This is a genomic window from Klebsiella sp. HC6 (genome assembly GCF_022605325.1).
Classification (GTDB): domain Bacteria; phylum Pseudomonadota; class Gammaproteobacteria; order Enterobacterales; family Enterobacteriaceae; genus Klebsiella; species Klebsiella terrigena.
Window position 1 is genome coordinate 1649378 of record NZ_CP093276.1, and the last position, 25576, is coordinate 1674953.

At 57.6% G+C, this 25576-nt stretch carries 25 protein-coding genes, 2 tRNA genes and 1 other RNA gene; 15 read left to right on the plus strand and 13 right to left on the minus strand.

Annotated elements, in window-relative coordinates:
* Positions 1-118 precede the first annotated feature (118 nt).
* Complete coding sequence (maeB, locus tag MMW58_RS08165) at positions 119-2398, plus strand: NADP-dependent oxaloacetate-decarboxylating malate dehydrogenase (RefSeq protein ID WP_241723099.1); 2280 nt, start codon at positions 119-121, stop codon at positions 2396-2398.
* A 28-nt stretch (positions 2399-2426) separates the two neighbouring features.
* Here the strand turns inward: maeB and hemF are convergent, their stop codons facing one another.
* Both hemF and amiA read right to left on the minus strand, forming a co-directional pair.
* Positions 2427-3326, minus strand: a complete 900-nt coding sequence (gene hemF / locus MMW58_RS08170; RefSeq protein WP_241723100.1) for an oxygen-dependent coproporphyrinogen oxidase — start codon at positions 3324-3326, stop codon at positions 2427-2429.
* Positions 3323-4198 carry an N-acetylmuramoyl-L-alanine amidase AmiA gene (gene amiA, locus MMW58_RS08175; RefSeq protein ID WP_041146663.1) on the minus strand — a complete coding sequence of 292 codons (876 nt, stop codon included), beginning with the start codon at positions 4196-4198 and terminating at the stop codon, positions 3323-3325. The genes hemF and amiA overlap by 4 nt, the downstream gene beginning before the upstream one ends.
* A 211-nt stretch (positions 4199-4409) precedes the next feature.
* On the opposite strand from amiA, the gene MMW58_RS08180 reads away from it, so the two are divergent.
* From MMW58_RS08180 to cysM, 9 genes are all read left to right on the plus strand, one after another.
* Positions 4410-4835, plus strand: coding sequence for a GNAT family acetyltransferase (locus MMW58_RS08180; RefSeq protein ID WP_041146662.1), 426 nt, complete (start codon positions 4410-4412; stop codon positions 4833-4835).
* Positions 4822-5271, plus strand: coding sequence for a DUF2919 domain-containing protein (locus MMW58_RS08185; protein WP_133599353.1), 450 nt, complete (start codon positions 4822-4824; stop codon positions 5269-5271). Before MMW58_RS08180 ends, MMW58_RS08185 begins: the two co-directional genes overlap by 14 nt.
* A gap of 61 nt (positions 5272-5332) precedes the next feature.
* Positions 5333-5908: an RpoE-regulated lipoprotein gene (locus MMW58_RS08190; RefSeq protein WP_045856209.1), complete on the plus strand. Its 576-nt coding sequence runs from the start codon at positions 5333-5335 to the stop codon at positions 5906-5908.
* A 94-nt stretch (positions 5909-6002) separates the two neighbouring features.
* Positions 6003-6902, plus strand: coding sequence for a Dyp-type peroxidase (locus MMW58_RS08195; RefSeq protein ID WP_045856208.1), 900 nt, complete (start codon positions 6003-6005; stop codon positions 6900-6902).
* A gap of 209 nt (positions 6903-7111) precedes the next feature.
* The gene (locus MMW58_RS08200) at positions 7112-8128 is read left to right on the plus strand and encodes a sulfate ABC transporter substrate-binding protein (RefSeq protein WP_133599349.1); all 1017 of its coding nucleotides are present in this window, start codon (positions 7112-7114) and stop codon (positions 8126-8128) included.
* The gene (cysT, locus tag MMW58_RS08205; protein ID WP_095100406.1) at positions 8128-8961 is read left to right on the plus strand and encodes a sulfate/thiosulfate ABC transporter permease CysT; all 834 of its coding nucleotides are present in this window, start codon (positions 8128-8130) and stop codon (positions 8959-8961) included. Before MMW58_RS08200 ends, cysT begins: the two co-directional genes overlap by 1 nt.
* Complete coding sequence (gene cysW, locus MMW58_RS08210) at positions 8961-9836, plus strand: sulfate/thiosulfate ABC transporter permease CysW (protein WP_045856202.1); 876 nt, start codon at positions 8961-8963, stop codon at positions 9834-9836. Before cysT ends, cysW begins: the two co-directional genes overlap by 1 nt.
* On the plus strand, positions 9826-10920 hold the full coding sequence (gene cysA, locus MMW58_RS08215; protein WP_123710300.1) for a sulfate/thiosulfate ABC transporter ATP-binding protein CysA: 1095 nt from the start codon (positions 9826-9828) through the stop codon (positions 10918-10920). The genes cysW and cysA overlap by 11 nt, the downstream gene beginning before the upstream one ends.
* Positions 10921-11047: 127 nt before the next feature.
* Positions 11048-11959, plus strand: coding sequence for a cysteine synthase CysM (gene cysM / locus MMW58_RS08220; protein ID WP_133599347.1), 912 nt, complete (start codon positions 11048-11050; stop codon positions 11957-11959).
* On the opposite strand, the gene MMW58_RS08225 is transcribed toward cysM, so the two are convergent.
* Positions 11956-12357 (minus strand): YybH family protein, encoded by a 402-nt coding sequence (locus tag MMW58_RS08225; RefSeq protein ID WP_123710298.1) that lies wholly within the window; start codon positions 12355-12357, stop codon positions 11956-11958. The genes cysM and MMW58_RS08225 overlap by 4 nt on opposite strands.
* Complete coding sequence (gene ptsJ / locus MMW58_RS08230) at positions 12339-13670, minus strand: MocR-like B6 salvage transcription factor PtsJ (RefSeq protein WP_241723101.1); 1332 nt, start codon at positions 13668-13670, stop codon at positions 12339-12341. The genes MMW58_RS08225 and ptsJ overlap by 19 nt, the downstream gene beginning before the upstream one ends.
* 82 nt (positions 13671-13752) lie before the next feature.
* On the opposite strand from ptsJ, the gene pdxK reads away from it, so the two are divergent.
* A complete protein-coding gene (pdxK, locus tag MMW58_RS08235; RefSeq protein ID WP_241723102.1) occupies positions 13753-14616 on the plus strand; it encodes a pyridoxine/pyridoxal/pyridoxamine kinase in 864 nt (287 codons plus the stop codon).
* Between the two features lie 68 nt (positions 14617-14684).
* Here pdxK and crr read toward each other — a convergent pair whose 3' ends face one another.
* From crr to cysZ, 5 genes are all read right to left on the minus strand, one after another.
* Complete coding sequence (gene crr / locus MMW58_RS08240; protein ID WP_041146650.1) at positions 14685-15194, minus strand: PTS glucose transporter subunit IIA; 510 nt, start codon at positions 15192-15194, stop codon at positions 14685-14687.
* Positions 15195-15236: 42 nt separating this feature from the next.
* Positions 15237-16964, minus strand: coding sequence for a phosphoenolpyruvate-protein phosphotransferase PtsI (gene ptsI, locus MMW58_RS08245; RefSeq protein WP_041146649.1), 1728 nt, complete (start codon positions 16962-16964; stop codon positions 15237-15239).
* A 44-nt stretch (positions 16965-17008) separates the two neighbouring features.
* The gene (ptsH, locus tag MMW58_RS08250) at positions 17009-17266 is read right to left on the minus strand and encodes a phosphocarrier protein Hpr (RefSeq protein ID WP_000487600.1); all 258 of its coding nucleotides are present in this window, start codon (positions 17264-17266) and stop codon (positions 17009-17011) included.
* Between the two features lie 381 nt (positions 17267-17647).
* Positions 17648-18619: a cysteine synthase A gene (gene cysK, locus MMW58_RS08255; RefSeq protein ID WP_041146648.1), complete on the minus strand. Its 972-nt coding sequence runs from the start codon at positions 18617-18619 to the stop codon at positions 17648-17650.
* Positions 18620-18841: 222 nt separating this feature from the next.
* The gene (gene cysZ / locus MMW58_RS08260) at positions 18842-19603 is read right to left on the minus strand and encodes a sulfate transporter CysZ (RefSeq protein WP_133599341.1); all 762 of its coding nucleotides are present in this window, start codon (positions 19601-19603) and stop codon (positions 18842-18844) included.
* Positions 19604-19833: 230 nt separating this feature from the next.
* Between cysZ and zipA the strand changes: the two genes are divergently transcribed.
* The 3 genes from zipA to MMW58_RS08275 all read left to right on the plus strand — a co-directional run bounded on the left by zipA (position 19834) and on the right by MMW58_RS08275 (position 23157).
* Positions 19834-20847, plus strand: a complete 1014-nt coding sequence (zipA, locus tag MMW58_RS08265; protein ID WP_241723103.1) for a cell division protein ZipA — start codon at positions 19834-19836, stop codon at positions 20845-20847.
* Between the two features lie 74 nt (positions 20848-20921).
* Positions 20922-22937 (plus strand): NAD-dependent DNA ligase LigA, encoded by a 2016-nt coding sequence (ligA, locus tag MMW58_RS08270; RefSeq protein WP_133599339.1) that lies wholly within the window; start codon positions 20922-20924, stop codon positions 22935-22937.
* A gap of 1 nt (position 22938) precedes the next feature.
* Positions 22939-23157, plus strand: a complete 219-nt coding sequence (locus MMW58_RS08275; RefSeq protein WP_041147715.1) for a DUF3820 family protein — start codon at positions 22939-22941, stop codon at positions 23155-23157.
* Here MMW58_RS08275 and MMW58_RS08280 read toward each other — a convergent pair.
* Positions 23154-24152: a bile acid:sodium symporter family protein gene (locus MMW58_RS08280; protein WP_128877474.1), complete on the minus strand. Its 999-nt coding sequence runs from the start codon at positions 24150-24152 to the stop codon at positions 23154-23156. The genes MMW58_RS08275 and MMW58_RS08280 overlap by 4 nt on opposite strands.
* Positions 24153-24241: 89 nt before the next feature.
* Here MMW58_RS08280 and MMW58_RS08285 point away from each other — a divergent pair, with 89 nt between their 5' ends.
* A complete protein-coding gene (locus tag MMW58_RS08285; RefSeq protein WP_241723104.1) occupies positions 24242-25168 on the plus strand; it encodes a LysR family transcriptional regulator in 927 nt (308 codons plus the stop codon).
* A 64-nt stretch (positions 25169-25232) separates the two neighbouring features.
* Here the strand turns inward: MMW58_RS08285 and MMW58_RS08290 are convergent.
* From MMW58_RS08290 to MMW58_RS08300, 3 genes are all read right to left on the minus strand, one after another.
* Positions 25233-25369, minus strand: a non-coding RNA gene (locus tag MMW58_RS08290) — RtT sRNA.
* A 43-nt stretch (positions 25370-25412) separates the two neighbouring features.
* Positions 25413-25488, minus strand: a tRNA-Lys gene (locus MMW58_RS08295).
* A 4-nt stretch (positions 25489-25492) separates the two neighbouring features.
* Positions 25493-25568, minus strand: a tRNA-Val gene (locus tag MMW58_RS08300).
* Positions 25569-25576: the final 8 nt, after the last annotated feature.

Sequence of the window (25576 nt, forward strand, 5' to 3'; positions counted from 1 at the left end):
TGGCGGTGTTCAAAGTTTGGAAAGCCGTCAGGCGAGATACTATGCCCCACCTTGGGTGGACATCAGGATAGACATTGCCCGTCACCCCCTACGATCGATACGTGAAAGGAACAATAAAATGGATGAGCAGTTGAAACAAAGCGCCCTCGACTTCCATGAATTTCCCGTCCCTGGAAAAATTCAGGTTGTGCCGACCAAACCCCTCGCGACGCAGCGCGACCTCGCGCTGGCCTACTCGCCGGGCGTAGCTGCGCCTTGCCTGGAGATCGAAAAAGACCCGCTGGCCGCCTATAAATACACCGCGCGCGGCAACCTGGTTGCGGTCGTCTCCAACGGTACCGCGGTGCTCGGCCTCGGCAATATCGGCGCGCTCGCCGGCAAGCCGGTGATGGAAGGTAAGGGCGTTTTATTTAAGAAGTTCGCCGGCATTGACGTGTTTGATATTGAAGTTGACGAGCTGGACCCGGATAAGTTTATCAACGTGGTGGCCGCGCTGGAGCCAACCTTTGGCGGTATCAACCTGGAAGATATCAAGGCGCCCGAGTGTTTCTACATTGAGCAGAAGCTGCGCGAGCGCATGAATATCCCGGTATTCCATGACGATCAGCACGGTACGGCCATTATCAGCACCGCCGCCATTCTCAACGGCCTGCGGGTGGTTGAGAAAAACCTCTCCGACGTGCGGATGGTGGTTTCCGGGGCGGGCGCCGCGGCTATCGCCTGTATGAACCTGCTGGTGGTGCTGGGCATGCAGAAACACAACATTGTGGTCTGCGACTCCAAGGGGGTGATTTATAAAGAGCGTGAGCCAAACATGGCGGAGACCAAGGCGGCCTACGCGGTGGACGACGACGGCAAGCGCACCCTCGACGACGTGATCGACGGGGCGGATATTTTCCTCGGCTGCTCCGGCCCGAAAGTGCTGACGCCTGAGATGGTGAAAAAAATGGCCCGCGCGCCGCTGATCCTCGCGCTGGCTAACCCGGAACCGGAAATCCTGCCGCCGCTGGCGAAGCAGGTCCGCGAAGACGCGATTATCTGCACCGGCCGCTCTGACTATCCGAACCAGGTTAACAACGTGCTGTGCTTCCCGTTTATCTTCCGCGGCGCGCTGGACGTCGGCGCCACGGCGATTAACGAAGAGATGAAGCTGGCGGCAGTACACGCGATTGCTGAACTGGCGCACGCCGAGCAGAGTGAAGTGGTGGCCTCCACCTACGGCGATCAGGATCTGAGCTTCGGGCCGGAATACATCATCCCGAAACCGTTCGATCCGCGGCTGATCGTGAAGATCGCGCCGGCGGTGGCGAAGGCGGCGATGGACTCCGGAGTGGCGACGCGCCCGATTGCCGACTTTGATGCCTACATCGAGAAACTCAGCGAGTTCGTTTACAAAACCAACCTGTTTATGAAGCCGATTTTCTCCCAGGCGCGCAAAGAGCCGAAGCGCGTGGTGCTGGCAGAAGGGGAGGAGACGCGGGTTCTGCACGCGACTCAGGAGCTGGTCTCTCTGGGGCTGGCGAAGCCGATTCTGGTAGGACGCCCGAGCGTTATCGAAATGCGCATTCAGAAGCTCGGCCTGCAGATTAAACCCGGGGTTGATTTTGAGATCGTCAACAATGAATCCGATCCGCGCTTTAAGGAGTACTGGAGCGAATACTATCAGCTGATGAAACGCAGCGGCGTCACCCAGGAGCAGGCGCAGCGGGCGGTTATCAGCAATACCACGGTGATTGGCGCGATCATGGTCCATCGCGGCGAGGCGGATGCGATGATCTGCGGCACCATCGGTGATTACCATGAGCACTACGCCGTGATTCAGCCGCTGTTTGGCTATCGCGACGGCGTGAACACGGCGGGGGCGATGAACGCGCTGCTGCTGCCGAGCGGCAACACCTTCATTGCCGATACCTACGTCAACCATGACCCGACGCCGGAGCAGCTGGCCGAAATCGCCCTGATGGCGGCGGAGAGCGTGCGCCGCTTCGGTATCGAACCGCGCGTTGCGCTGCTGTCGCACTCTAACTTCGGCTCCGCCAACTGCCCGTCGGCGAGCAAAATGCGCAAGACCCTCGAGCTGGTGAAGGCGAGCGCGCCGGATCTGATGATCGATGGCGAAATGCACGGCGATGCCGCGCTGGTCGAAAGTATTCGTCACGATCGGATGCCGGACAGCCCGCTGAAAGGGGCGGCCAACATTCTGGTGATGCCGAATATGGAAGCCGCGCGCATTAGCTACAACCTGCTGCGGGTCTCGAGCTCGGAAGGGGTGACCGTTGGGCCGGTGCTGATGGGGGTGGCAAAACCGGTGCATATTCTGACGCCGATTGCCTCCGTTCGCCGCATCGTCAATATGGTGGCGCTGGCGGTTGTGGAAGCGCAAACTCAGCCGCTGTGATCGACAAAGCCCCATTCGGGGCTTTGTTTTATATCCACTCTTTGACTTTGATGAAGTCACTCAGGGCAGCCTCCGGGCTGCCTTCCTGCGGCTGGTAGTCATACTCCCAGCGCACCAGCGGCGGCATCGACATCAGAATCGACTCCGTGCGTCCGCCGGTCTGCAGACCAAACAGCGTTCCGCGATCCCATACCAGGTTGAACTCAACGTAGCGCCCGCGGCGATAGAGCTGAAACTGACGCTCCCGCTCGCCGTACGGCATCGCTTTGCGCCGCTCAACGATCGGCAGATAGGCGTCGGTGTAGCCGTTGCCCACCGCCTGCATAAAGCGGAAGCAGTGGTCGAAGTCCGGGGTATTTAAATCGTCGAAGAACAGGCCGCCGATGCCGCGCTGCTCGTTGCGGTGCCTGAGGAAGAAGTAGTCATCGCACCACTTTTTGTAGCGCGGATAGACCGCTTCGCCAAACGGCTGGCACAGGTCGCGCGCGGTGCGGTGCCAGTGAACGGCATCCTCGTCAAAGCCGTAAAAAGGGGTCAGGTCAAACCCGCCGCCAAACCACCACACCGGGTCCGCACCGGGCTTTTCGGCGATGAAAAAGCGCACGTTGGCGTGGCTGGTCGGCACGTAGGGACTGCGCGGGTGAACCACCAGCGAAACGCCCAGCGCTTCAAAGCTGCGGCCGGCCAGCTCCGGGCGATGAGCCGTGGCCGAAGCCGGCATGGCGTCGCCGTGAACGTGAGAAAAGTTGACCCCGGCCTGCTCAAAGATAGCGCCTTCACGCAGCACCCGGCTTCGCCCGCCGCCTCCGCCTTCGCGCTGCCAGCTATCTTCGATAAACGGCTGGCCGTCGAGGGCGCTAAGCTGCCGGCAGATAGCGTCCTGCAGCTGGAGGAGATAGCGTTTAACCTGTTGCACGTCGGGCTTCATTTACGTCTCTTTGAGTGGGCTTTTTGGTTATCGAACCAGTGGAAGTAGCTGATGATGCCGGAGGCAATCGCGCTGGCGATTTTCTGCCGAAACGCGGTGGTACCTAACAGCTTTTCCTCGCCCGGATTGGTAATAAATGAGGTCTCGACCAGCACCGACGGAATCGACGGCGACTTCAGCACGACGAAGGCCGCCTGTTCGGTGTTGCGGCTGTGCAGCTTATGCACCGGCTTAATATTTTTCAGGATATGTGAGCCCAGCGTCAGGCTGTTTTTAATGGTGTCCGTCTGGACCAGATCGAACAGCACCTGCTGTAGCAGATGGTCTTTCGCGGTGGTCTTTTTCCCCGCCACCTCATCGGCGCGGTTTTCGCGATCGGAGAGGTATTTCGCCATCGCGCTACTGGCGCCGCGGTTGGAGAGGGCAAATACGGACGCCCCGGCGGCGCTGGGGTTAGTAAAGCCGTCGGCGTGAATAGACATAAACAGATCCGCACCGTGCTGGTGGGCAATTTCCACGCGGTCGTACAGCGGAATAAAGGTATCGCCAGTGCGCGTCAGGCGCGCGTCGATGCCGTTACTGCGCAGAATGCTGCGTACGGTTTTGGCAATCGCCAGCACGACGTGTTTCTCTTTGGAGCCGTTATGGCCGATAGCGCCGGTATCAATACCGCCGTGTCCCGGGTCGAGCATCACGACGCGCTTCGCGCCCGCTTTTTTGGCGGCCGGCTTACTGTGCCCGTTGGAAGTCGTCAGCGGCTGTTCTTTTGCGCTGGCCTGCGAGGCAATCCCGCTAAGGGTTACGGCAGCCAGCCCGGCTTTCAGCACCTGGCGGCGCGAAGCAAGTATTTTTAATGGTTTAAAAGTGCTCATTCGGCCTGAATTACAAACAAGTGGTACCCAATGTTATATCGTATCGTGTTTTTCGTTACGACCTTTCGTAATAAGAATTGTTTTACTTTTCATTTCAATACGTGACAAGGTCATATTATGTCATTTTTTGAGGTTAATTTCGCCTGATATTGGCTATCGGGCGTAATCACGCCATAATCACTTTTTTTATGCCTAAAAGATGGGGAATACCATGGAGATACGCGTTTTTCGCCAGCAGGATTTTGAAGAGGTGATAACTCTCTGGGAGCGCTGCGAGCTTCTGCGCCCGTGGAATGACCCGGAAATGGACATCGAGCGTAAGGTTAATCACGATGTTAGCCTGTTTCTGGTTGCCGAGGTTAACGGTGAGGTCGTTGGCACGGTAATGGGCGGCTACGACGGTCATCGCGGTTCGGCCTACTATCTCGGCGTTCATCCGGAGTATCGCGGACGCGGCATCGCCAACGCGCTGCTTAACCGGCTGGAAAAAAAGCTCACCGCCCGCGGCTGCCCAAAAATTAATATCATGATCCGCGAAGACAACGAGGTCGTGCAGGGCATGTATGAACGGCTTGGCTACGAATATGCGGACGTGCTCAGCCTGGGTAAGCGTTTGATTGAAGATGAAGAATACTGAGCTCATCCCCGCCGATTTTGATGCGCACGGCCGGCTAAGGCTGCCGTTTCTTTTCTGGTGCGTCCTGCTGCTGCAGGCGCGAACCTGGGTGCTGTTTATTATGGCCGGGGCGTCGCGGCAGCAGGGCGATGCGCTGCTGAATCTGTTCTACCCCGATCATGACAACTTCTGGCTTGGGCTGCTGCCCGGAATACCGGCGGTGCTGGCGTTTATCGTCAGCGGCCAGCGGCAGCGCTTTCCCCGCTTCTGGCCGCTGATACGCTGGCTGCTGGTGCTCTCTCAGGCGCTGCTGCTTATCTGGCAGCCGCTGCTGTGGCTGGGCGGCGAGTCGCCTTCGGCCCTGACCATCGGCCTGCTGGTGGCGGATATTTATGCGCTGTGGTGGCTGCTGAGCAGCCGTCGGCTGAGAGCCTGTTTCCAGGAAGAGCAGGTTTAACGGCACTTTTTGCCGATCCCGCACTCCAACAGGCGTCAAATTAACAGGAAAGGACGATCTCATGAAATCGCTACGTTTACTTCTTTGCGCGCTCCCGCTGGCGTTAACCGGCTGCTCGACGATGAGCGCGGTTAACTGGTCCGGGGCCCTGCCGTGGAACTGGTTTGGTTCCTCCATGGAGGTCACCGAGCAGGGGGTGGGTAATCTGACGGCCGCTACGCCTCTGAATGAACAGGCCATCAGCGACGCGCTCGGCGGCGGCTACCGCCTGCGCAGCGGCATGAAAACCGCCAACGGCAATATCGTGCGCTACTTTGAGGCGCTGAAGGACGACAGGGTGGTGATGACGATTAACGGCGAGAACGGCACCATCAGCCGCATCGACGTGCGCGACAGCGAAATCAAAACCGAGAGCGGCGTGCAGGTAGGGACTCCGTTCAGCGAGCTGTACAGCAAAGCGTTCGGCAACTGTCAGAAGGCCAGCAGCGACAACGGTGCGGTGGTCGAGTGTCAGGCGCAGGGCAGCCAGCATATCAGCTACGCCTTCACCGGCCACTGGAGCGGCCCGGAAGAGCTGATGCCTTCAGACGATACGCTGAAAAACTGGAAAATCGGTAAAATCACCTGGCGCCGCTAATTTGATCTGGAGAGACACGACGGCGGCAAAAAACGCGTACAATAGTCGCGTTTAAGCGCCACAGCGTTGTGGTTGTCTCATTTCAGGAGGAGCGATGTCTCAGGTTCAGAGCGGCATTTTGCCGGAACATTGCCGTGCGGCGATTTGGATTGAAGCCAATGTAAAAGGGGACGTTAACGCCCTGCGTGAAGCCAGCAAAAACTTTATCGATAAGTTAGCCACCTTTCAGGCTAAATTCCCGGACGCGCAGCTGGGGGCGGCTATTGCCTTTGGCAATAACGTCTGGCGCGAGCTGAGCGGCGGCGTGGGTGCCGAAGAGCTAAAAGAGTTTCCCGTTTACGGAAAAGGCCTGGCGCCATCGACTCAGTACGATCTGCTGATTCATATCCTGTCCGCTCGTCATGAAGTGAACTTCTCCGTCGCCCAGGCGGCGATGGCGGCGTTTGGCGGCATCGTTGAGGTCAAAGAGGAAGTCCACGGCTTCCGCTGGATCGAAGAGCGTGACCTCAGCGGCTTTGTCGACGGTACCGAAAACCCGGCCGGCGAAGAGACGCGTCGCGAGGTGGCGATTATCAAAGATGGCGTCGATGCGGGCGGGAGCTACGTCTTCGTTCAGCGCTGGGAGCACAACCTCAAGCAGCTAAACCGCATGAGCGTTCCCGATCAGGAGATGATGTTTGGCCGGACCAAAGAGGCCAATGAAGAGATTGACGGCGACGATCGTCCGGAGACCTCGCATCTCAGCCGCGTTGATCTGAAAGAGGACGGCAAGGGGCTGAAAATTCTGCGCCAGAGCCTGCCGTACGGTACCGCCAGCGGCACGCACGGCCTCTATTTCTGCGCCTACTGCGCCCGTATCCATAATATTGAACAGCAGCTGCTGAGCATGTTTGGTGATACCGACGGCAAGCGCGACGCCATGCTGCGCTTTACCAAACCGGTGACCGGCGGCTACTATTTCGCGCCGTCCGTCGAGCGTATTCTGGCGCTGTAGGTCTTCCTGCGCCATCGCCCTCTCCCCCGCGGGGAGGGCTGCTATCAGCGCCTGCCTCTCTCTAACGTTGCCGCTGGCCGCGGTTTTCAAACTCCTTATTCTCTTTTCTACTTCCAAATCGCCAAACGGTATATAAAACCGTTACTCCTTTGGTACTCGTTATAAATATTATGACCATATGAAAGTCATCAATCTTATAAGGGTGCGCAATGGCCGTTAAATCACTGAACAAAGGATACCTGGCGCTGGCTGCTTCTGTGCTGCTGGTTGCGCAGGCTCAGGCGACTGAATTGCTGAACAGTTCCTACGATGTTTCTCGCGAGCTGTTTGCCGCCCTTAACCCGCCGTTTGAACAGCAGTGGGCGAAAGATAACGCCGGCGATAAGCTGACGATTAAGCAGTCCCACGCCGGCTCGTCAAAGCAGGCGCTGGCGATCCTGCAGGGCTTAAAAGCCGACGTGGTGACCTATAACCAGGTGACCGACGTGCAGGTCCTGCATGACAAAGGCAACCTGATCCCGGCCGACTGGCAAAGCCGCCTGCCGAACAACAGCTCGCCGTTCTACTCGACGATGGGCTTCCTGGTGCGCAAAGGGAACCCGAAAAACATCCATGACTGGAACGATCTCGTCCGTTCCGACGTGAAGCTTATCTTCCCGAACCCGAAAACATCGGGCAACGCGCGCTACACCTATTTAGCCGCATGGGGCGCAGCGGATAAAGCCGACGGCGGCGATAAAGCCAAAACCGAGCAGTTCATGACCCAGTTCCTGAAGAATGTCGAAGTGTTTGATACCGGCGGCCGCGGCGCGACCACCACCTTTGCGGAACGCGGGCTGGGCGATGTGCTGATTAGCTTCGAATCGGAAGTGAACAACATCCGCAAGCAGTATGAAGCGCAGGGGTTTGAGGTGGTGGTGCCGAAAACCAATATTCTTGCCGAATTCCCGGTGGCGTGGGTGGATAAAAACGTCAAAGCCAACGGTACGGAGAAGGCGGCAAAAGCCTACCTGAACTGGCTCTACGGCCCGCAGGCGCAGACGATCATCACCGACTACTACTATCGCGTGAACAATCCGCAGGTGATGGAAACTCTGAAGGATAAGTTCCCGCAGACCGAACTGTTCCGCGTCGAGGATAAGTTTGGCTCCTGGCCGGAGGTCATGAAAACCCACTTTGCCAGCGGCGGTGAGCTGGACAAACTGTTGGCGGCGGGGCGTAAGTAATGTTTGCTGTTGCCTCTAAGCGCGTGCTGCCGGGCTTTACCCTGAGCCTCGGCACCAGCCTGCTGTTTGTCTGTTTAATTCTGCTGCTTCCTCTGAGCGCGCTGGTGATGCAGCTGGCGCAGATGAGCTGGGGACAGTACTGGGATGTTGTTACCAACCCGCAGGTGGTTGCCGCGTATAAGGTGACGCTGCTGTCGGCCTTTGTGGCCTCTATTTTTAACGGCGTGTTTGGCCTGCTGATGGCGTGGATCCTGACGCGCTACCGCTTTCCCGGCCGCACGCTGCTCGATGCGCTGATCGATCTGCCCTTTGCGCTGCCGACGGCGGTAGCGGGCCTGACCCTGGCGTCGCTGTTTTCGGTCAACGGCTTTTACGGCGAGTGGCTGGCGCAGTTTGATATCAAGGTTACCTATACCTGGCTGGGTATCGCGGTGGCGATGGCTTTTACCAGCATTCCGTTCGTGGTGCGTACCGTCCAGCCGGTGCTGGAAGAGCTGGGTCCTGAATACGAAGAGGCCGCGGAGACGCTGGGCGCCACGCGTCTGCAGAGCTTCCGCAAAGTCGTGCTTCCGGAACTCTCTCCGGCGCTGCTGGCCGGCGTTGCCCTGTCATTTACCCGCAGCCTGGGTGAGTTTGGAGCGGTTATCTTTATCGCCGGAAATATCGCGTGGAAGACGGAAGTCACCTCGCTGATGATTTTTGTGCGTCTGCAGGAGTTTGACTACCCGGCGGCGAGCGCGATTGCCTCGGTGATCCTGGCCGCCTCGCTGCTGCTGCTGTTTTCCATCAACACCCTGCAAAGTCGCTTTGGTCGACGTGTGGTAGGTCACTAATGGCGGAAGTTACTCAATTGAAGCGTTACGACACGCCCCGCATCAACTGGGGAAAATGGTTTCTGATTGGTACCGGGATGCTGGTTTCCGCCTTCATTCTTATCGTGCCGATGGTTTACATCTTCGTTCAGGCCTTTAGTAAAGGCCTGATGCCGGTCCTGCAAAACCTCGCCGACCCGGATATGCTGCACGCGATCTGGCTGACGGTGATGATTGCGCTGATTACGGTCCCGGTGAACCTGGTGTTCGGTACGCTGCTGGCCTGGCTGGTGACGCGATTTACCTTCCCCGGCCGCCAGCTTCTGCTGACGCTGCTGGATATCCCTTTTGCCGTTTCGCCGGTGGTGGCGGGGCTGGTCTATCTGCTGTTTTACGGCTCTAACGGCCCGCTTGGCGGCTGGCTGGATGAGCATAACCTGCAAATTATGTTTGCCTGGCCGGGCATGGTGCTGGCGACTATCTTCGTGACCTGTCCGTTTGTGGTGCGCGAGCTGGTGCCGGTGATGATGAGCCAGGGCAGCAACGAAGATGAGGCGGCGATTCTGCTCGGCGCGTCGGGCTGGCAGATGTTCCGTCGGGTGACGCTGCCCAATATTCGCTGGGCGCTGCTGTACGGCGTGGTGCTGACCAACGCGCGCGCCATCGGCGAGTTTGGCGCGGTGTCGGTGGTCTCCGGGTCAATTCGCGGCGAGACGCTGTCGCTGCCGCTGCAAATTGAGCTGCTGGAGCAGGATTACAATACCGTGGGTTCATTTACCGCCGCAGCCCTGCTGACGTTAATGGCTATTTTGACCCTGTTTTTGAAAAGTTTAGTGCAGTGGCGTTTGGCCAATCAGGAAAAACGCGCGCAGCTGGAGGGAAATCATGAGCATTGAGATTGCCAATATTAAGAAATCTTTTGGTCGCACCCAGGTGCTGAATGATATCTCGCTGGATATCCCTTCCGGACAGATGGTCGCGCTGCTGGGGCCGTCAGGCTCCGGGAAAACGACGCTGCTGCGCATTATTGCCGGCCTGGAGAATCAGTCCAGCGGCCATATTCGCTTTCACGGAACCGACGTGAGCCGCGTGCACGCCCGCGATCGTAAAGTGGGCTTTGTGTTCCAGCACTACGCGCTGTTCCGCCATATGACGGTATTCGACAATATCGCCTTTGGCCTGACGGTGCTGCCGCGCCGCGAACGGCCGAACGCCGCCGGGATCAAGGCTAAGGTGACGAAGCTGCTGGAAATGGTGCAGCTGGCGCACCTTGCCGATCGCTATCCGGCGCAGCTCTCCGGCGGTCAGAAACAGCGCGTGGCCCTTGCGCGCGCGCTGGCCGTTGAGCCGCAGATTCTGCTGCTTGATGAGCCCTTCGGCGCGCTGGATGCCCAGGTGCGTAAAGAGCTCCGCCGCTGGCTGCGTCAGCTGCATGAAGAGCTGAAGTTTACCAGCGTGTTTGTGACCCACGATCAGGAAGAGGCGATGGAAGTTGCCGATCGCGTGGTGGTCATGAGCCAGGGCAGCATCGAGCAGGCCGACGCCCCGGAACGGGTCTGGCGCGAACCTTCTACCCGCTTCGTGCTGGAGTTTATGGGCGAAGTTAACCGCCTGAAGGGGACCATCCGCGGCGGCCAGTTCCACGTTGGCGCCCACCGCTGGCCGTTGGGCTATACCCCGGCGTATCAGGGGCCGGTCGATCTGTTCCTGCGTCCGTGGGAGGTCGATATCAGCCGCCGTACCAGCCTTGATTCACCGCTGCCGGTACAGGTGCTGGAAGCCAGCCCGAAAGGCCACTACACCCAATTAGTCGTGCAGCCGCTCGGGTGGTATGACGAGCCGCTGACCGTGGTCCTGCCCGGCGATGACGCGCCGTATCGCGGCGAACGTCTGTTTGTCGGCTTGCAAAACGCGCGCCTGTACAACGGCAAAGAGCGCATCGAGCCGCGCGAGGAGCTTGCTCTGGCAGAATCTGCCTGATAGCTTAACCCTCAGTTTATCGTCGTTCAGGCGACGGCAAGGATTAGGTAGCCCGGATGCAACGCCATCCGGGGACGTTTGCAGGCCGGGTAAACTCAGACCCCGGCCTTTTTATTGGGTAAAAACCGTGAATACATTAGAACAAACCATCGGCAATACTCCTCTGGTTAAACTCCAGCGCCTGGGGCCGGACAACGGCAGCGAAATCTGGGTCAAACTGGAAGGCAATAACCCGGCGGGTTCCGTTAAGGACCGCGCCGCGCTTTCGATGATCGTCGAGGCGGAAAAACGTGGCGAAATCGCGCCCGGCGACGTGCTGATTGAAGCGACCAGCGGCAATACCGGCATCGCGCTGGCGATGATTGCGGCGCTGAAAGGCTATCAGATGAAGCTGCTGATGCCCGATAATATGAGCCAGGAGCGCCGCGCCGCCATGCGGGCATACGGCGCCGAGCTGATTTTGGTCACTAAAGAGCAGGGAATGGAAGGCGCGCGCGACCTCGCCGCCGAGATGGCGCAGCGTGGCGAAGGCAGGCTGCTGGATCAGTTCAATAACCCCGATAACCCCTACGCGCACTACACCACCACCGGGCCGGAAATTTGGCAGCAGACCGAGGGGCGCATCAGCCATTTTGTCTCCAGCATGGGGACGACCGGTACGATTACCGGCGTTTCACGCTTCCTGCGCGAGCAGAATAAGCCGGTGAGTATTGTCGGCCTGCAGCCGGAGGAGGGGAGCAGCATCCCGGGCATCCGCCGCTGGCCGGCGGAGTATATGCCGGGCATTTTTAACGCCTCGCTGGTGGACGCGGTACTGGATATTCATCAGCAGGATGCGGAAAACACCATGCGCATGCTGGCTATCCGGGAAGGCATTTTTTGCGGCGTAAGCTCCGGCGGTGCGGTGGCCGGCGCGCTGCGTATTGCCCGGGAAAATCCCGGGGCGGTGGTGGTGGCGATCGTCTGCGATCGCGGCGATCGCTACCTCTCCACCGGCGTGTTTGGCGAAGAGCACTTTGCCCAGGGCGCGGGTATTTAAACCGGCGGCTGGTCCAGCAGGTCGGTGCCGTAGGAGTTATCAACGCTGCAGAGCCAGCGATCGTTCTGCAGCTGGAAAACGTAGGTCGCGCGGCGAGTGACCTGCGTTGAACCACCCTCCGCGGTGGGGATATCCAGCCGCGTTTCCATTATCACCAGCGCATTCCCCGCGCCTTCAATAATCTCCATTTTTCCCTGGGTGACGACCAGCCGATGCTGAAAATAGTCGGCAATCGCGACGAAAGCCTTGCGGATATTCTCTTTGCCCCTGACCACCATTCCCGGCTTAACGACCAGCACGGCGTCTTCCGCGTAGTAAGCCATTAAGGTGGCGTAGTCTTCCTGCGAGATAGCCCGGTCGCAGGCTTCGATGGCCGCTTTCAGCTGCGGGTTTGACATGATATTGACTCCGGTTTGTGTGGGGAAAGCGCGTGATAGAGATCCCCGGCCAGCCGGTCAATCTCATCGGGAGTGAGGGCGGCGAGCGAGAGCCGTAATCCATACGACGGCGCGCGAATGCCAAAGGGCTCGCCTTCGCGCACCAGCCAACCGGCGCGGGCCAGGCGTAGCGCAAGCGGCTGGCTCGGTGCCGACAGCGGAAGCCAAAAGTTCAGGCCATCGCCGGGGCCAGGGTTATCGATACCGCGACGGGTAAGGGCGCTGGCCAGCCTTTCATTACGCTGGCGGTAGGCGCGGCGGGCTGCCGTCAGGGAGGCGGTAAACGAACTATCATTCAGACAGGCCAGCACCAGGTCCTGCAGCAGATGGCTGACCCACTGGCTACCGGAGTTGAGGCGCAGCCTCAGCGCCGCTGAGGTGGTGGGATCGCTGGCGACAACCGCCAGCCGCAAGTCGGGCCCCAGCGCCTTCGACATCGAGCGGATCAGCGCCCAGCGCCGGGTCTCCTCGGGCAGAGGAGAGTGCCACAGCGTGGAGGAGAGCAGCGCAAAATGGTCGTCGAGAATGATCAGCACCTGCGGGTAGCGGGCCAGGATTTCGCGGATCGCTGCCGCCCGCGCCTCGCTCAGGCTGCAGCCGGTGGGATTGTGTGCGCGCGGGGTGATAATGACCGCCCGGGCGCCCTGGCGTAACGCCTCCTCCAGCGCGGTGGGCTGCATGCCTTCGCTATCGACCGGCACCGGACAGGCGTTAAAACCGGCATAGCGCAGCATGTTGATGCTGCTGAGAAAGCAGGGGTCTTCCACCGCCACCCGATCGCCGGGCAGCAGCAGCGCGCACAGGAGCCGCTCCAGGGCGTCAATCGCGCCGCTGGTGAGGTTGATTTCGCTCTCAGCTCTCACGTCTTTTTGCACCCAGTCGTGCGCCCAGCGGGCCAGCTTCGGGTCGACGGCGGCGCTGCCGTACAGGCGCGGAGCCGGGCTGAGGCCAGGAAGATAGCGGGTGAGGTCGGGGAGACGCTGTGGGTCGGGGTTGCCGCCGGAAATGTCGTTCAGCGCGGAGCCCTGGGCGCTGCCTTCGAGCACCATTGGTGCGCCGGGGGCTCTGATTGCCGTACCGTTGCGCCCCTGGCTTACGGCCAGGCCGGAGGTCACCAGGCGCTTATAGGCCGCGGCGACGGTATTGCGGTTAACGGCAAGTCTGGTAGCCAGCTCGCGAACCGGAGGCAGCATGTCGCCGGGTTGTAACGTTCCGCTCTGCACCAGATGACGGATGTTATCGAAGATATCATTGGCGGTTTTTCCGGCGAACATTATTGACCTATGACAAAATGAATTTTAGCATAAGACGAATAATAATCAGGGTATAACCCGCTGTCCAGCGGGGGGAGACGGGATGGGCCAGCAAGACGAAATACAATCGGTGCTCTTCAATGACAAAAGCCGGGCGCTGCAGGTCGATATCGTTGCCGTGCAGTCGCAGGTCGTTTACGGCAGCGTGGGCAACAGCATCGCGGTGCCGGCAATCGAACAGCACGGCCTGCGGGTCATGGCGGTGCCGACGGTACTGTTCAGCAATACGCCGCACTATGATACGTACTACGGCGGGGTGATCCCGGAAGAGTGGTTCGTTGGCTATCTGCGCGCGCTGGAAGAGCGCGATGCGCTACGCGAGCTGCGGGCGGTTACCGCGGGCTATATGGGGAGCGCGGTGCAGATTGAGCGTCTGGCGCAGTGGCTGATGCGGATCCGCGATAGCCATCCTGAGCTGTGTATTCTGGTCGATCCGGTGATCGGCGACGTTGACAGCGGCATTTACGTTAAGGCCGAAATCCCGGAGGCCTACCGTCGCCACCTGCTGCCGCTGGCCCAGGGGATCACGCCTAACCTCTTTGAGCTGGAAACGCTCAGCGGTATGTCCTGCCGCAGCCAGCAGGAGGCGGTGAGCGCCGCGCGTAGCCTGCTGTCCGAAACGCTGAAATGGGTGGTTATCACCAGCGCGCCGGGCCTCGATAGCGCCACCATGAATGTGCTGGTAGTGACGGCAGAGTCGGTGGAGGTGGTTATCCATCCGCGGGTAGAAACGGATCTGAAGGGCACGGGAGACCTTTTCTGCGCCGAGCTGATCAGCGGTTTAGTGAGCGGACAGGCGCTAGGTGACGCCACGCGCGCAGCGGCGCAGCGGGTGCTGGCGGTGATGACCTGGACCGCGGAGCACGGTAGCGATGAGCTGATCCTGCCAGCGCCGGGAAGAGGGTAACGGCCGGATTCGGCGATGTTGAGATAAAAAAAATGGCGCCAGAAGGCGCCATTTTTCTGCGGCAAGAATTACTTCTTGATGCGAATAACCGGAGTTTCACCCACGGTCACGCTACCGGACAGTTTGATCAGCTCTTTGATCTCGTCCATATTGGAGATAACAACCGGAGTCAGGGTAGACTTGGCTTTCTCTTCCAGCAGCGGCAGGTCAAATTCGATAACCGGGTCACCGATTTTCACGCGCTGGCCTTCTTCAGCAATACGCTTGAAGCCTTCGCCTTTCAGCTCAACGGTATCAATACCGAAGTGAACGAACAGCTCGATGCCGCTATCGGATTCGATAGAGAACGCATGGTTGGTTTCAAAGATTTTACCGATGGTGCCGTCTACCGGCGCAACCATTTTGTTGCCGGTAGGCTTGATGGCGATGCCATCACCCACAATTTTTTCTGCAAAAACCACATCCGGCACGTCTTCGATGTTAACGATCTCGCCAGAGAGCGGAGCAATAATCTCAATAGTTCCGGTGTCTTTTTTGTCATCAGAAACCAGAGATTTCAATTTATCGAACAAACCCATGATCTTCTCCTAAGCAGTAATTTGGGCCGCGCATCTTATGGATTAGCAGATTGTTTTTTCTTCAATGAACTTGTTAACCAGCGTCATTAACTCGTCCGTTGTCGGTTGAGCAAGAGCCTGCTCTGCTAATACTTTCGCATCTTCGAAGTTCGTGTTACGAATAATCTTCTTGATGCGCGGGATGGAAATGGCGCTCATAGAGAATTCGTCCAGCCCCATACCCAGCAACAGAAGTGTAGCACGTTCATCGCCCGCAAGCTCACCACACATGCCGGTCCATTTGCCTTCAGCGTGAGAAGCATCAATAACTTGCTTAATCAGCGTCAGGACGGATGGTGACATTGGCTGGTAAAGATGTGAAATCATATCATTACCACGGTCAACTGCCAGAGTATACTGCGTTAAATCATTGGTTCCGATACTAAAGAAATCTACTTCCTTCGCTAAGTGACGGGCAATCGTGGCAGCGGCCGGTGTTTCAACCATCACGCCAACTTCGATTGTTTCGTCAAATGCTTTACCTTCGTCACGCAGTTCCTGCTTATAGATTTCAATCTCTTTCTTCAGCGCACGCACTTCTTCAACGGAGATGATCATCGGGAACATGATGCGCAGCTTACCGAAAGCAGAGGCACGCAGGATGGCGCGAACCTGGTCACGCAGGATCTCTTTACGATCCATCGCGATACGCACGGCACGCCAGCCGAGGAACGGGTTCTCTTCTTTCGGGAAGTTCATGTACGGCAGCTCTTTATCGCCGCCGATATCCATGGTGCGAACGATAACGGCCTGAGAGCCGCACGCTTCAGCTACCGCTTTGTAGGCGGCGAACTGTTCTTCTTCAGTCGGCAGCGCGTCGCGGTCCATGAACAGGAATTCGGTACGGTACAGGCCTACGCCTTCCGCGCCGTTACGTTCAGCGCCGTCGATATCGCGAACGGTACCGATGTTGGCGCACACTTCAACCTGATGGCCGTCGAGCGTGATGGCCGGCAGATCTTTCAGCTTCGCCAGCTCGGCTTTCTCTTCAGCGACCTGAGCCTGCAGATCGCGCAGCTCTTCAATTTGTTCGTTGCTTGGGTTAACCAGCACCTGGTTGTTGACCGCGTCAAGAACCAGATAGTCGCCGTTTTTCACCTGCGTGGTTACGCTACCGGTGCCGACAATTGCCGGCAGCTCAAGGGAGCGCGCCATGATGGAGGTGTGGGAAGTACGGCCGCCCGCGTCGGTGATAAAGCCCAGCACCTTGTTCAGGTTCAGCTGTGCAGTTTCTGACGGGGTAAGATCGGCGGCAACCAGAATGACTTCATCCTGAATCGCGCTCAGATCGATGATAGCCAGGCCGAGGATGTTACGCAGCAGGCGCTTACCAATATCGCGTACGTCAGCCGCACGCTCTTTCAGGTATTCATCATCCAGCTCTTCCAGAGCGATAGCCTGGCCTTCGATAATTTCATTAGCTGCCGCGTCGGCAGTCATGTGCTTATCTTTAATCAGGGCTATGATTTCCTGCTCAAGCTCCTCATCTTCCAGCAGCATGATGTGCCCTTCGAAGATGGCTTCTTTTTCTTCACCGAAAGTTTCACCAGCTTTGGTTTTGATGACCTCCAGCTGGGCGGAGGCCTTGGTGCGGCCACTCAGGAAACGTTCAATTTCCTGCTCAACCTTATCGGCAGAAATTTTCTTCCGGTCGATGACAATTTCGTCTTCTTTCAGCAGGAGAGCCTTACCGAAAGCGATACCCGGGGATGCTAAAATGCCTGAAATCATAACCCTACCTTACTTGTGACTGATATTAAAAAGAACCCGTGAACTTATTCGAGTTCAGCCATCAGTTTTACCAGATGCTCAACTGCTTTCTGCTCATCTTCGCCTTCAGCGGAGATGGTGACTACGGTACCCTGAGTCAGACCCAGAGTTTGCAGTTTGAACAGGCTTTTGGCGCTGGCGCTTTTGCCGTTGGAGGTAACAGTGATCTCAGAAGTAAAGCCTTTAGCTTCTTTAACAAACTGAGCAGCAGGGCGGGTGTGCAGACCGTTCGGAGCGGTAATGGTAACTTCTTGCTGGAACATTATATTTCCCCAACTTATAGGTTTAGTGTTGTGGACCTAAAGTCTAGCCTAACGGCCAGGCTTTAGCCTGTATTGTTAGCGCCGGCGTTACGTGTCTGGCTAAGGTGTCGGCAGCGGTGAACCGCTGTGAGGACCATCTGGCCGTTGACGTCTGGCACGTCATTAAACATTATGCCGCGAAAGGAAGACTTGAACCAAATCATAAAATCGATTCAGCTTATGGAAATCCAATTCTGAATAATTTCGCGCATCAAAATAAATGTGCTGGTTAAATACCAGACCCTACGCGGTGAATCAATGCCAGGAGGGGTAAAACTTTGACGTATGCCACAAAAAAGCACCTAAAAAGGTGCTTTTTTACACGATACTTACAAGCTGGCATCACTGTTGCAGTTCTTTCTCGGTGAAGAGATCGGCAAACAGGGCTGTGCTTAAATAACGCTCACCAGAAGAAGGTAGGATAACCACTATATTCTTATTGGTAAAGGCCTCATCTTCCTGCAACTTGAGGGCTGCGGCAACGGCAGCGCCGGAGGAGATACCGGCGAGGATACCTTCTTCGTCCATCAGGCGACGGGCGGTCGAGATAGCCTCTTCGTTGGTGATGGCCACGACTTTATCGACCAGCTTCAGATCGAGGTTGCCTGGAATAAAGCCAGCGCCGATCCCCTGAATTTTGTGCGGGCCTGGCTTGAGCTCCTGGCCCGCCAGCGCCTGAGCGATCACCGGTGAATCGGTCGGCTCGACCGCAACGGTAATCAGATCTTTTTTGCCCTTGGTGCCTTTAATGTAGCGACTTACGCCGGTCAGCGTACCGCCGGTGCCGACGCCGGAGATAAAGACGTCAACCTGACCATCGGTATCTTCCCAGATTTCCGGGCCGGTGGTCTTTTCATGGATTTCCGGGTTTGCCGGGTTGCTGAACTGCTGCAGCAGCAGATATTTTTCCGGGTTGCTGGCAACGATTTCTTCGGCTTTTTGAATCGCCCCTTTCATGCCTTTCGCGCCTTCGGTCAGTACCAGGTTGGCACCCAGCGCTTTCAGCAGCTTACGGCGTTCGATGCTCATGGTTTCCGGCATGGTCAGCGTCAGCTTGTAGCCGCGGGCTGCGGCGACGTAGGCGAGGGCGATACCGGTGTTGCCGCTGGTCGGTTCTACCAGCTCAACGCCCGCTTTCAATACTCCGCGTTTTTCAGCATCCCAAATCATATTGGCACCGATACGGCATTTAACGCTAAAGCTCGGGTTGCGAGATTCAACCTTTGCCAGGATGCGTCCGTTACCGATTCGGTTCAGTCGGACTAGCGGCGTATGACCGATAGTCAGGGAGTTATCTTCAAAAATCTTACTCATGGCCCGTCCTTAACTGTATGAAATTTGGGAGTACGGCTTCAGCATACCCGCTTAAAGAATATGCGGAAGTAAGGATTTAGCATATCTATATTCGTAAGGGAAATAATGGCAAGCCAGAAGGAATAAGGCGCGGCATAAGCCGTCGCCCGGTAGCGCTGAAAATGAGGGGCCGAGAAGTCGCGATTTTTGGCCCATCCATGGACCTGGCTCATCCGTCAGGGCCTATTTCCACATCGCATGTTTATCGCGATAGCAGTCCACCCACATCGCCGTTGCGCCGCAAATGGCCACCGGCAGGATAACGAGGTTGAGGACCGGGATCATGGTGAACAGGCTGGTCAGCGCGCCAAACTGCATGTTGGTGATTTTGCGCGTACGCAGCGCCTCACGCATGGTTTTAAACGGTACCTTGTGGTTATCAAACGGGTAGTCGCAGTACTGAATGGCCAGCATCCACGCGCTGAACAGGAACCACAGCACCGGCGCCACGGTCTGGCCGATGCCTGGAATGAAGTACAGGATCAGCAGGATGATGGCGCGCGGCAGATACCAGGAAAACTTTTGCCACTCACGCTTCATGATGCGCGGAACATCTTTCATGATGCCGAATACGCCGACGTCGGGAGGCGTTGCGCCGGTTAGGCGCGCCTCCAGCTGCTCTGCCAGCAGGCCGCTAAAGGGGGCGGCAATCCAGTTGGCAATGGTGGAGAAAAAGTAGCCGAAGACCAGCAGAATCGAGATGACCATGACCGGCCACAGCAGATAGTTGAGCCAGTTCAGCCATTCCGGCACGTGGCTCATCAGCGAGGGGATCCAGCTATCAAGGCGCGTGAACAGCCACCAGAAGGCGCCGCCCATCAGGATAATATTGACTAATAAAGGCAGAAATACGAAACGACGAATTCCCGGCAGCCCGATCAGTTTCCAGCCCTGCGAAAAATAGTAAACGCCGCTACGCGGGGAAGTGGTGGATGTTGAAACCATGGTCAGGCGATGCTCCTTTTTTGGCATTCAGGCTGAATGCCCGCTTATTTTATCGGGTTGCCGGACAATAACCAGTTAGGAAATGTTCGAAAAAGCAGCAAAAAGCACGATTTAGTTCATCTTTATGTAGTGAAAGCGGTAGACCCACTTGCACTCGGCGTAATCGACAAATACTCTTAGTAAGTAAATGTTTGCCGTGGTGGCAAGGTGTTAGAACAACAGAGAATATAATGATGCAGGATTTGCGTCTGATATTAATCATTGTTGGCGCGATCGCCATAATCGCTTTACTGGTACACGGTTTCTGGACCAGCCGTAAAGAACGTTCCTCGATGTTTCGCGATCGCCCACTAAAACGTATGAAGTCTCGCGATGACGAAGAGTCTGAAAGCGATGGCTTCGATGACGATGTTGAAGGCGTAGGTGAAGTTCGCGTTCATCGGGTTAATCACGCCCCAAATGGTCACAATGGGGAGCAAGAGGCACCTCGTCAGACGCCGCAACACCAGTATCAGCCGCCTTACGAACGTCAGGTGCAGCCGCCCGTGCGCGCGGAAGAACTCGTTCGCCAGCCGCAGCCTGCCCATCACCAGCCGCAGGCCCCGCAGCCGCAAACCAGCGCGCCTCAGCATCAGCCGGTACCGCAGCCCGTGCCGCAGCAGCCAGTGCAGCATCAGCCCGTAGCGCAGGCGCCACAGCAGCCGGTAGCGCAGAGCGCACCGCAGCCTGCTCCGGTCCAGCCAGCCGCCGCCGCACCGACTCAGCCAGCGCCTGAACCGGCGATTGCGGAACCCGCGCCGGCAGCCCCTCAGCCAAAAGAGCGTAAAGAGACGGTCATCGTGATGAACGTGTCTGCGCATCAGGGCTCGCAGATCAACGGTGAGGTGTTGATCAACAGCATCCAGCAGGCGGGCTTCAAATTTGGCGATATGAATATCTTCCATCGTCATCTCAGCCCGGACGGCAGCGGCCAGGTCCTGTTCAGCCTCGCGAATATGGTGAAACCCGGTACCTTCAACCCGGACAGCATGGCGGATATGACGACGCCTGGGGTCACTATCTTTATGCAGGTGCCGTCCTTCGGCGACGAGCTGCAAAACTTTAAGCTGATGCTGCAGTCTGCACAGTACATCGCTGACGAAGTCGGTGGCGTGGTGTTAGACGATCAGCGTCGGATGATGACTCCGCAGAAAATGCGGGAATATCAAGACCGTATTCGTGAAGTGAAAGAGGCTAACGCCTGATTCACTGACCTGCGTTTCGTCTCCCAATCCTGAACCCCCGCCCGTCGGGGGTTTTTTATCATTGATGGTGCGATATGGAACCGATCGAACAAAAACTGACTGAACTGCGAACCACGCTTCGCCATCATGAATATCTGTACCACGTTATGGATACCCCTGAAGTTCCCGATGCGGAATATGACCGGCTGATGCGCGAACTGCGCGAGCTGGAAGCCGAGCATCCCGAACTCATCGTCTCCGACTCGCCGACTCAGCGCGTGGGCGCGGCTCCTCTGGCCTCCTTTAGCCAGATTCGCCATGAAGTACCGATGCTTTCGCTGGATAACGTCTTTGACGAAGAGAGCTTCCTCGCGTTTAACAAGCGCGTTCAGGACCGGCTGAAAAGCAGCGACGATCTGGTCTACTGCTGTGAGCTGAAGCTGGACGGATTGGCGGTGAGTATTCTGTACGAAAACGGCGTGCTGGTGCAGGCGGCAACGCGCGGCGACGGCACCACCGGCGAGGATATTACCTCTAATGTGCGGACGATTCGCGCGATCCCGCTGAAGCTGCGCGGTGACAATATTCCTGCGCGCCTGGAAGTGCGCGGCGAGGTGTTCCTGCCGCAGGCCGGGTTCGAAAAAATTAACGACGAGGCGCGTCGCAGCGGCGGCAAGGTCTTTGCTAACCCGCGCAATGCGGCTGCAGGTTCCCTGCGCCAGCTCGACCCGCGGATCACAGCGAAGCGACCGCTTACTTTCTTCTGCTACGGCGTGGGGGTGCTGGAAGGCGGCGAGCTGCCGGCGAGTCACTCCGGACGTCTGCAGCAGTTTAAGGCCTGGGGATTGCCGGTTAGCGAGCGCGTAACGCTCTGCCGCACTCCAGAGGAAGTACTTACTTACTATCGTAAGGTTGAGGAGGACCGCCCGACGTTAGGTTTTGATATCGACGGCGTGGTCATCAAAGTGGATTCTCTGGCGCTTCAGGAGCAGCTCGGCTTTGTTGCCCGCGCCCCGCGCTGGGCCGTCGCCTTTAAGTTTCCCGCTCAGGAGCAGATGACCTTCGTGCGCGACGTGGAGTTCCAGGTTGGCCGTACCGGAGCAATCACGCCGGTGGCGCGCCTCGAGCCGGTCCATGTTGCCGGCGTGCTGGTGAGTAACGCCACGCTGCATAACGCCGATGAAATTGAACGCCTGGGTCTGCGAATCGGCGATAAGGTGGTGATCCGCCGCGCCGGGGACGTTATTCCTCAGGTGGTTAACGTCGTGCTCTCCGAACGTCCGGAAGATACGCGTGAAATCCTCTTCCCGACCCACTGCCCGGTATGTCATTCAGACGTTGAGCGCGTGGAAGGCGAAGTGGTGACGCGCTGTACCGGCGGATTAATTTGCGGCGCGCAGCGTAAAGAGGCCTTAAAGCACTTCGTTTCCCGTCGTGCGTTAGACGTTGAGGGCATGGGCGACAAGATAATCGACCAGCTGGTTGAGAAAGAGTACGTGCATACGCCGGCCGACCTGTTCCGCTTAAGCCCGGGTAAGCTCACCGGTCTTGAGCGCATGGGGCCAAAGTCGGCGCAAAACGTGGTCAATTCGCTGGAAAAATCGAAAGAAACGACCTTTGCCCGCTTCCTGTACGCGCTTGGCATTCGTGAGGTCGGCGAAGCAACGGCCGCGGGGCTGGCGGCGCATTTTGCGACGATTGAGGCGCTCGAGCAGGCATCCATTGACGATCTGCAGAAGGTGCCGGACGTCGGCATTGTGGTGGCTACCCACGTGCGTAATTTCTTTGCTGAAGAGAGCAACCGTGAGGTTATCGCCCAGCTGCGCGCGGAGGGCGTCCGCTGGCCCGCGCCGGTGGTGGTCAATGCCGAAGAGATCGATAGCCCGTTTGCCGGCAAAACCGTGGTCCTGACCGGCAGCCTGAGCCTGCTGTCCCGTGATGATGCCAAAGCGCGGCTGGTGGCGCTGGGGGCGAAAGTCGCGGGCAGCGTATCGAAGAAAACCGATCTGGTGATTGCCGGGGAAGCGGCGGGGTCGAAGCTGGCTAAAGCGCAGGAGCTGGGGATTGCGGTGATCGATGAAGCCGAAATGCTGCGGCTGTTGGGAGATTAACGTGGATAAGGAACGGCTTATCGAGATTGCCAATACGGAAATGCCGTTTGGCAAATATAAAGGCCGTCGTTTGATTGACGTGCCTGAAGAGTATTTGCTGTGGTTTGCCCGTAAGGAGCAGTTTCCCGCCGGGCATCTTGGCGAGCTGATGGCGTTAACCTTATTGATTAAAACCGAAGGGCTGACCCAGCTGGTTCAGCCCCTCAAGCAGCCGCGTTAAGCCTCTGGCGCGCTGGCGCTTTCACGTGCCAGCCGCTCTTCCGCCTGTCGTTTATAGCGTCGTGCCAGCACGGCGCACACCATCAGCTGGATCTGATGGAAAATCATCAGCGGCAGCACCATGATCCCCAGAATCGAGGTTGGAAAGAGAATATTGGCCATCGGGATCCCGTTTGCCAGGCTCTTTTTCGATCCGCAGAAGACAATGGTAATTTCATCCGCTTTATTGAAGCCGCATTTGCGCGCCACAAAGATGTTAATGGCGATAACGATGGCCAGCAGCACGATGCTGACGGCGACGATGAAAAGCAGCGAGCCTGGACCGACTTTATGCCAGATACCGTTCACCACCGCCTCACTAAACGCCGAGTAGACCACCAGCAGGATAGAGGTCTGGTCGGTTTTTGAAATCCATTTTTTATGCCGCGCCACCCACGCGCCAATCCATGGACGGGACAGATGACCGAGGACGAACGGCAGCAGAAGCTGCAGCATAATCTTGCCGACCTGCTCCAGGCTGCCGCCGGCGCCGTGCAGATTCATCAGTAGCCCGACCAGCAGCGGTGAAATGAAAATTCCCAGCAGGCTCGATGCCGAGGCCGAACATACGGCCGCCGCTACGTTTCCGCCAGCCAGCGAAGTGAAGGCGATCGCTGACTGTACGGTAGCGGGCAGAATGCAGAGATAAATAAAGCCGGTATAGAGCGCTGGATCGACGTTTATCGGCGCCCACCACGCAAACAGCACCCCCAAAACGGGGAAGACGATAAAGGTGCTGCACATCACCCACAGATGCAAACGCCAGTGGCCGCCGCCGGAGATAATCGCCTCGCGGGAGAGCTTTGCGCCGTGCATAAAGAACAGCAGGGCAATGGCCGCGGTGGTGAGGTGCTCAAAGAAGGGGACAAATTCGCCGCGCGCCGGGAAAAAGGAGGCCAGCAGGACGACGGTAACCAGGGTAAGGGTAAATGGGTCAAGAATGCGGAAAAATTTCATAATCGCTCCTGAAAATCGATTTCGCTATTGTGCTTTTTTTAGTTTGAGAAATAAAATTGATTTATTGCATCTATTCATGAATAAAAAAGATGAATTATTCGCTGCGTCAGTTAAAGGTATTTGTCACCGTCGCCAGGGCGAGAAGCTTTAGCCGGGCAGGGGAGATGATTGGGCTCAGCCAGTCGGCGGTGAGCCATAGCGTCAAGGAGCTGGAGCATCAGACCGGCGTGCGGCTGCTCGACAGAACCACCCGGGAGGTGGTGCTGACGGAGGCGGGGCATCAGCTGGCGGGTCGGCTTGAGCGGCTGCTGGACGAGCTGAACAGTACGCTGCGCGACGCCGGACGCGTGGGCCAGCAGCTGACGGGAACCGTGCGGGTTGCCGCCAGCCAGACGATTTCCGCTCACCTCATCCCCCAGTGTATTGCTCACAGCAATCAGCGTTACCCGGAGATTGATTTTGTGCTCCACGATCGCCCTCAGCAGTGGGTTCTGGAGAGCATTCGCCAGGGAGAGGTAGATTTTGGCATTGTTATCGATCCCGGCGCCGCGACGGATTTGCAGTGTGAGACGGTCCTGTCGGAACCGTTTTTGCTTTTATGCCGGGAGGACCATCCTTTTGCCGAAAGGGCATCGGTAAGCTGGCAGGATCTTCAGCACCAGCGGCTGGTATTGCAGGACTATGCCTCCGGCAGCCGGCCGCTGATTGATGCCGCGCTGGCGCGCTTTGGCATTGATGCCAATATTGTGCAGGAGATTGGGCATCCGGCGACGCTGTTTCCGATGGTGGAGTCAGGAATTGGTATCAGCATCCTACCGGCGCTGGCGCTACCGCTGCCTCAGGGCAGCCATTTGCGGGTCAAGCGGCTAACCCCGGTTGTTGAGCGTCAGCTGATGCTGGCGCAGCGTAAGAAGCGCTCGCTCTCAACCGCCGCCCAGGCGCTGTGGGAGGTGGTGCGTGAAGAGGGGAATATGCTGACTGCGGGCAGAGCTGACGATCCGCTGTATCAGCGGTGAGGCGTGAGTCCGTGGAGGCGGGCGTGGTATTCAGAAACGAAAAAGCGGGTGTGAAGGATATGAGTGGTGGGTCGTGCAGGATATCACTCGTCTCATCCTGAGACTCGCCCTGCGGGTCGCCACAGGTGGCGATGCAAAATCGTTCCCGACGATTTTGTCGAACCTGCTGCAGGTTCTCATCCTGCACGGTTAAGCACGGTGTGCAGAAACGAAAAAAGCGCCAAAAGGCGCTTTTTTCTAAATATGGTGGGTCGTGCAGGATTCGAACCTGCGACCAATTGATTAAAAGTCAACTGCTCTACCAACTGAGCTAACGACCCGAAGTGGTGGGTGATGACGGGATCGAACCGCCGACCCCCTCCTTGTAAGGGAGGTGCTCTCCCAGCTGAGCTAATCACCCACTTCGGT